This window comes from Pseudoalteromonas sp. MQS005, assembly GCF_001661605.1.
GTDB lineage: Bacteria > Pseudomonadota > Gammaproteobacteria > Enterobacterales > Alteromonadaceae > Pseudoalteromonas > Pseudoalteromonas tetraodonis.
Genome location: NZ_LYRQ01000094.1, coordinates 1 through 6,774 on the forward strand (window position 1 = coordinate 1; position 6,774 = coordinate 6,774).

The window sequence follows — 6,774 nt, forward strand, 5'->3', positions numbered from 1 at the left end:
CAAAACACACCTTAAAGAACTGCAATTTGTGAATTTTTTGTTAATTACCAGGGGTTGCATAAGAGTATAAGAGTCACTCTGTTGTAACTCTTATATTATTATATTGTCAGCTTGAAATTTGATGTCTAAAAGTGATTTTCGAGGGAGATTTTTTTTAGTCAATGTTAAAAAATTAGCTACTAAACTTATTCTTTATTAATAAGTATGCAAATTTAGAATTTGTAATTAAGTAACGTTTCCACATTCTGCCGGGTTCTTGTATAACCCTGTAAAGCCATTCGAGCCCTGCTTTTTGCATCCACTGTGGTGCGCGCTTTACTTTGCCTGCTACAACATCAAACGTACCACCAACTCCCATTACAAAATCAACGCCGAGTTTGTCTTGCCATTTATTAATAAAGTTTTCTTTTTTAGGAGAGGTAATAGCTACAAATAACAACTTAGCGCCCGATTCACGTATTTTAGTGACTACTGCTTCTTCGTCATCCCAAAAATAACCATCGTTATATCCTGCTATGTTTAAATTAGGGTTTTGTGCTTTTACTTTATTAACTGTTTTGCTCACTACCTCTTCGGTAGCGCCAAGTAAAAATACAGGGAAGTCGCGCTTGGCACTCATGGCTAATAATTCATGAAATAAGTCAACCCCAGCTACTCGCTCTGGTACATTGTGTCCTAAAAAGCGTGCGCCAAAAACAACGCCCATACCATCAATATTAATTACCTCACAGGCTTTAACCGATTCAGCTAAAACAAGATCTTTTTGCATATTAACTATCTTTGCAACATTAACCACTACATGCTGTAGAAATTGCTTTTGCTCAATTCTGTTTTCAATAAAAGACACTGTCTCTTGCATGGTGGCAATATCCATGGGTGCTTTTAAAAATTCAATACGTTTCATATTAAGTCCGTTTTTTAAAGTTGTTCAGTATCATTTTGCTGCGTTATGCTAACTTTTTGGCGATTAAAATAAGCAAACGAAAAATAGACCCATGCTTGTGTCCAACGCACATAGTCAACCTTATTAGTGAAGTACTTATTTTTTTGATAAATAAAACGCTGCTTTTTAGGCATATACAAGGTTTGAATAGCGCGGTTTATTACTTTTTCGGCCACCACAAAGTCATCTGGCGTTTTACCTACTTTTAATAGCGTAAAAATAGCCTGAGACACGCTATGCATATCAAGTGGGTAACGGTTATTATTGTAATACTTTGCGGTGCCATCTTGCTCAAACAAATGTGCTTTATAATAGGTAAAGCCTTGTGCAATTGCGGCCTCAAACTCATCCGTTTGTAGCTCATCGCTCAGTAAACGCAACGCTTCCAAATTATAACCGGTATGAAAGCCATCAATAAACTGGTGATGATGGCGAGCACCATATACCCACGAGCCATCAGCCCCCTGCTCGCTTACAGACTGGCGAGCCGCATTTAAAGCAAGCTGTTTGTAGTGTTGGTTATTAGTAAGTACGGCAACTTTTGCAACCCATGCTGCGCCCCAAAGGCTAGCATTATGCACAAAAGCAGTTTCACCTGGAATATAACCAAAAAACTGCCTACCATCACATTCTTTGTATAACGTTTTTACAATAAAGTGGGCACTATCAATTGCTGGCTCTGAGTATTTTTTATCATTCGTAACTTCGCTTAACGCATATAACGCCTGTGCTACATATATAGTAGTAATAACATTCGGCTTACCTTTAGGTACAAAAAACGCACGGGCATTCCAATCAAAATGGTAGCCCCAGCAACTATGCTGCCAAATAGTTTTATCACTTTGCTGAGTTAGCAACCAATCAGCTAGCTCTATGGCCTCATCTAAGTATGTTTGTTCATTTGTAACTTTATAGTCTTCTAATAAACCTAAAATAAATAAGCCAATGCCTTTTGGGTTGCGCTTTTTAGGTACTCCAAATAAAGGCCTTAAATTCACAGCTAAGCGTTTATGTAATTGAATCCACGCAAGGCCAATAACACCTTTTTTCAAACGAGGGAAAAGCTCAAATAACTTGCTATTTAGGCCGTCAAATGGATCAGCTCCACTGTAATTATTGGTTATGGCTTGCTGAAGTAATAACTTATTTAATTTATGTAATTTCATTATAAACTTTTTCTAATGAAGGAATGACAACATCAAATGAAAATTCAGTATTAAATTTTCCAAATGCATTTATTTTAACTGCGTTTTTAAGCTTCTCATTAGAGAGGTAATTGTCTAGGTGTTGTACTAACTGCTCTCGCTCGCCGGCTTTAAACAATAGGCCTGTAACATTATGTTCGATAGCATCTGATATTCCTCCTACGTCAGAGGCTATAACAGCTAAATGGCTTGACATAGCCTCTATTACACCCATAGGAAAGCCTTCTTTGTAGCTAGGTAGACAATAAATATCAGAAGAGCGAAATAATGCTTCTTTAGCCTCGCCACTTACCCAACCAGCAAAAGTAATCTTATTTTCAACACCTAACTCAGTGGCTAGTGACTTATAAAAATCGAGATTGCCTGTACCGCCTAAAGTTAGAGTTATAGTGGGATAAATATGGCTAACTTTTGCAAATGCATAAATTAGATCACTTACGCCTTTAGCTTCTTCTAAACGACCTAGAAATAAAATATGGCCAGCGGTAGGATCCGGATTTTCACAAACCTGCTCTGTTGCATTATAAACAATCGAAACTTTTGTTGAATTACCTAGGGTATCGTTTAACCATGCGTACCAACTCTTAGATAAAACAATAATTTTATCTGCTTTAATAAAGGTATTTAAAATATGACGTTTTTTCCCTGCGGTAGATGAATCATAAAATAGCTTAAACCCCCCACCATGTAAGTGAATAATAACCTTGCCGCCTAAAAGTTTAATAAGCCTAACAAGTAAAGATTTACGCTTATAACTACCATTTGATGCCATATGAATATGCACGAAGCCAATGTCACGACTTAATAAATAAAAGCATACTACAATTAAACACTTAAAAAATATAAGCATAGAAGTAACAATGTTAACTTTGCCTTTATGACTTACAATCAGTTTAATATTCCATTTGTCTAATAAGCCGTATTGGCGATACTGTTGCAGTACAGAAGCAATGCCACCTTGCCCCTCTATACTAGTCCCTATCATTAAGTTCATTAAGTTCTCTTTATATGGCAAATTGCTTGAATTGATTTTCCGGTATTAGTTTTTTTTAATTCTGGAACATATTCAAAATTTACTAACATTTCCTGACCTAAGCGAGCCTTTACATTTGCAACCACTACCGCCTGTTGCTCGTTATCAAATGCACAATCTGCAATAACACTTATGGTAATCTCGCCTAATTTATTTTGTATAAATTGACTGCCAATAATACCTTTTGCACCTTTAACACATTGATCTAGTGCATATACCTTTTCACCTTCAGTATTAAAAACATGTTGAACTTCTCTACCCACAATCTCTTTCGCAATAGGATATACCCGCCCACAAGGGCACTCTTTTTCATCACTTAAAACTACTTGATCACCAGTTTTGTATCGAATGAGTGGAAAGTAAAAGTTGTTAAAATTAGTGCCGATAATTTCGTATTTACCGTCTCCCGCAGCTTCAAACTCAACATGTGAATAGTCGGTCAAAATATGGTATCGCCCATGCTCACAGTTAGCAATTGCTGCGACTCTTTCAAATTGACCATACCAATCAAACACTTTACATTGAAAGTATTTTTCAACAACCGCTCTATCGCCATCGGTTAAATTTTCAGAAGACGTTAAAATTGATTTTAATTTGCCAGGGTAATATTCGTCTTTCTGTTGTAAATACTTAGCTAATGTCACAATTGAGGAAGGATAAGCTTGTATAACAACAACGCCAAAATGATACATTGCTTCAATATAGCTACCTAATACGTCTTTCCTCATATGAAAAGACGATAAAACAATCATGTCTTCAAACCAAGAGTAACGCCAAAATGGTCCTGAACTTTGCTCAATCGGTACGACTAAATCTCCTCTTAACCATGCTCGTTTATCCCCTTTTTTAAAACCAGCCCATGCGCGTTGACGATTAGCAAAAGCTCGTTCTGCAACGATAGATTCCTTAGTTTGAGGTATCATTAAAGGCGCACCGGATGTGCCACTTGTTGTTCCATTGATTGTAATATCAGTAGTATTTTGATTATAAAAATCACTATGACGCCTTTTTACAATACTTTTATCTATTACTGGAAACTTGTCGAAATTATGGCTATCGATTTTATTATAAAACGCAGTATTATTTGTTGCGTTGTGCAAAGCCACGCACAACTTATCCGAGCTATAGTTAACTAAAATAGAGGAAGATTTTTCATTTTTATGTAAGACCTCTTCCAGCTTTTTAGTACCTGCACCATCACGGACACATTTCTTTAGCAACCCCTTAACACTAACAAGAATATTTTGTACAAATATAGGTGAACATCGGTATAGCTTAGTTGTGTACATGATTTTGTTTCCATAAGTCAGTCATGGTCTGTGGAGTAAACCCTTCTTTCTTTAGTCTGCGTATTATCGAAGCTAAGGGTGAAAATATTGAGTAATCTTTTGGATGACCAATCAATACAGTTGATGTATCTACCTTATTTTGCATGTGTTCAAGAAAATAGTTAATCTCAACACGGCTTGACAAACACACATCAAAATTTGCATTTGCACTAGCAATAGCTTTCGAATCATCACAACTTGGCTCAAAGCCCCCTTCCACCTTTTTAAGCCTTTTACTCTTTAAGGCAGAGAATATTCTCGCGAAGCTCAACCTTTCATTTAAAGAACTAAACTTAGTCAATAACGGAAACTCAAAAGTACCATAGGGTAATGAAAAAACAGCATCTGACTCATAACTTGAGTAATTATATGCTGATAATTTTGAATGAGTAACATATCCAGGACAAAGTGATGAATCATATAAAATACCAGCATCCTTAAATGCTATGTAAGTTGATTCATCAAACCCTAAATTATATCCACCTGCTCTAAAGCCAATACATTCATAATCAGATGAAATAGGGGTTAATAATCTCTCTAAATACTGCTTGCCTTGAATTAATAAATTTAACTTTGAAGGTTCCGCTTTATCGTCACTTTTTGTAGGGAGTGATGAAAAACGCCAATAATCAAAATTTAAAATCCAACAGTTACTCTTATACTCTGCACCAAACCATTGGGGATGAAGGTGTAATTGTAAATCATGTCCTTCTTTAAGCATTCTCGCAAGTTGTTCTGAAATAACTTTTGCTTCACGTTGATAAACAGCATTATTTGGAAATTCACTAGCTCTATCGATTATTGCTTTTATTTCAAGCTGCTCAATAAAGAATGTTGCTTTTACATTTAATTGTTTTAGTAAATCTAATATCTTACTCGTAGGTTCGACTAAATTCTTAAAAACACAGCCTTTCCCACTGCCAAATAATTCATAGTCAAAAGTTAAACAATAATTTAATGACACTGCCTATTAACTCCTTTTGAAAATAGTTTCCGCCCTTTGCCTAGTAAACTTTCTGTAGAAATAGAATAGCTAATAAAGCCGGTTTTTTTTGATAATATGACTAACTCAGGGCAATACTTATCTAAAAAATCTTTCGGCTCAATCAGTGAAACATCACCATGATGATAATAAGTATCGACATTTTGCATACCAAAATTGGTTTTAACTTTTCCAACCATTTTAGTTTTACTGTATAAGTATTCTTTATCTTGCTCAAACATATCTTCTAACATATGTACAACAGAGCAATTTCGTACACCTAACCCTATGGCTTTTGCATTTTTTAACTGGCTGAATTTATAGTAAGGGCTCCCCTCATCGTATGGATAGGCACACTTTTCATGGTCCTTCACGATTTGTCTTGCATTTTCACCCCAGACAGCAACAGCTTTAATAGGATGAATACTAATTTGTACATTTTCTGTTTGACTAAAAACCTGGGCAAGTGCACCTGTGGAGCAACGTATTGTTTTAGCATCAAATACTCGTCCACTTTCAAGCCAATGTCTTGATAAACCGGGAGGATAAAAAGGCATCATAATATGCCCATTCGGCCCAACCACTTCTTTTAGAGTAGTTATAAGTACATTGGGAGTAAAATCGGCATTTAAGAAACCGAAGCCGCAATGCACTATAATGGAATCACCTTTTTGTATGTATAGATCGTTAACTAACAAATTTCTAAAATGAGCTAAGGAAGTTTTTTCACCTCCGCTATTTTTACGCTTCATTTTATACTTGTATTTTCGTAATATCTGAAAAAGTGAGGATGACTTTAAATAAGCAATCATTTTATCTAAAATCCTTCATATTTATGCCTGATTTGATAACCTTGGCCGGAATACCAACTACGACTGAGTTAGGTGGAACATCGCTCAAAACAACAGCATTGGCACCTACAACAGAGTTTTCACCAATAGTAATATCACCTAAAACTTTAGCGCCGGTGGCTATATATACCCCATCACCAATACGAGGAACTTCTTTCGACTTTGATCTACCTCCAATTGTCACATTTGTTCCGATAATACAATTTTTTCCAATTACAGCACGTTTATGAATAACCACTCCGATACCTCCATATCCAAACTTCGTACCCTCACCTATAGAAGTTTCACTGTAAATCGCACAACGATAAATAGTTCGAATGAGTACATTCGTAATTGTTGGAATTAGTGGGATTCTTTTTTTGTAGCAAGCATGGCCAAAATTTTTTAAAAACATTTATGAATCGCCTTGAGTTGGTATTTAAATAAAAATTA

At 35.8% G+C, this 6,774-nt stretch carries 7 protein-coding genes; all 7 read right to left on the reverse strand.

The features are described from left to right. Window positions 1–172: 172 nt before the first annotated feature. Genes A9479_RS19100 through A9479_RS19130 form a run of 7 tightly spaced genes read right to left on the reverse strand, consistent with a single transcriptional unit; the run spans window position 173 to window position 6,736 of the window. Window positions 173–904 (reverse strand): WecB/TagA/CpsF family glycosyltransferase, encoded by a 732-nt coding sequence (locus A9479_RS19100; RefSeq protein ID WP_064664288.1) that lies wholly within the window; start codon window positions 902–904, stop codon window positions 173–175. A gap of 14 nt (window positions 905–918) precedes the next feature. Continuing rightward, a complete protein-coding gene (locus A9479_RS19105) occupies window positions 919–2,109 on the reverse strand; it encodes a hypothetical protein (RefSeq protein ID WP_064664289.1) in 1,191 nt (396 codons plus the stop codon). Next, entirely contained in the window at window positions 2,096–3,142 is a 1,047-nt protein-coding gene (locus tag A9479_RS19110; protein WP_082918358.1) for a glycosyltransferase family 4 protein, read from the reverse strand. The genes A9479_RS19105 and A9479_RS19110 overlap by 14 nt, the downstream gene beginning before the upstream one ends. Beyond that, window positions 3,142–4,470 (reverse strand): phenylacetate--CoA ligase family protein, encoded by a 1,329-nt coding sequence (locus tag A9479_RS19115; RefSeq protein WP_064664290.1) that lies wholly within the window; start codon window positions 4,468–4,470, stop codon window positions 3,142–3,144. Before A9479_RS19115 ends, A9479_RS19110 begins: the two co-directional genes overlap by 1 nt. Next, window positions 4,457–5,473, reverse strand: coding sequence for a polysaccharide deacetylase family protein (locus A9479_RS19120; RefSeq protein WP_064664291.1), 1,017 nt, complete (start codon window positions 5,471–5,473; stop codon window positions 4,457–4,459). Before A9479_RS19120 ends, A9479_RS19115 begins: the two co-directional genes overlap by 14 nt. Further along, window positions 5,464–6,303, reverse strand: coding sequence for an AAC(3) family N-acetyltransferase (locus A9479_RS19125; protein ID WP_064664292.1), 840 nt, complete (start codon window positions 6,301–6,303; stop codon window positions 5,464–5,466). Before A9479_RS19125 ends, A9479_RS19120 begins: the two co-directional genes overlap by 10 nt. Window position 6,304: 1 nt before the next feature. Beyond that, window positions 6,305–6,736 (reverse strand): serine O-acetyltransferase, encoded by a 432-nt coding sequence (locus tag A9479_RS19130; protein WP_064664293.1) that lies wholly within the window; start codon window positions 6,734–6,736, stop codon window positions 6,305–6,307. Between the last annotated feature and the right edge of the window lie 38 nt (window positions 6,737–6,774).

What these genes read in the sequence shown, in the direction of transcription:
- A9479_RS19125 (WP_064664292.1), bottom strand. Translation starts at nt 6,303, where the DNA reads ATGATTGCTTATTTAAAGTCATCCTCACTTTTTCAGATATTACGAAAA.
- A9479_RS19105 (WP_064664289.1), bottom strand. Translation starts at nt 2,109, where the DNA reads ATGAAATTACATAAATTAAATAAGTTATTACTTCAGCAAGCCATAACC.
- A9479_RS19115 (WP_064664290.1), bottom strand. Translation starts at nt 4,470, where the DNA reads ATGTACACAACTAAGCTATACCGATGTTCACCTATATTTGTACAAAAT.
- A9479_RS19130 (WP_064664293.1), bottom strand. Translation starts at nt 6,736, where the DNA reads ATGTTTTTAAAAAATTTTGGCCATGCTTGCTACAAAAAAAGAATCCCA.
- A9479_RS19110 (WP_082918358.1), bottom strand. Translation starts at nt 3,142, where the DNA reads ATGAACTTAATGATAGGGACTAGTATAGAGGGGCAAGGTGGCATTGCT.
- A9479_RS19100 (WP_064664288.1), bottom strand. Translation starts at nt 904, where the DNA reads ATGAAACGTATTGAATTTTTAAAAGCACCCATGGATATTGCCACCATG.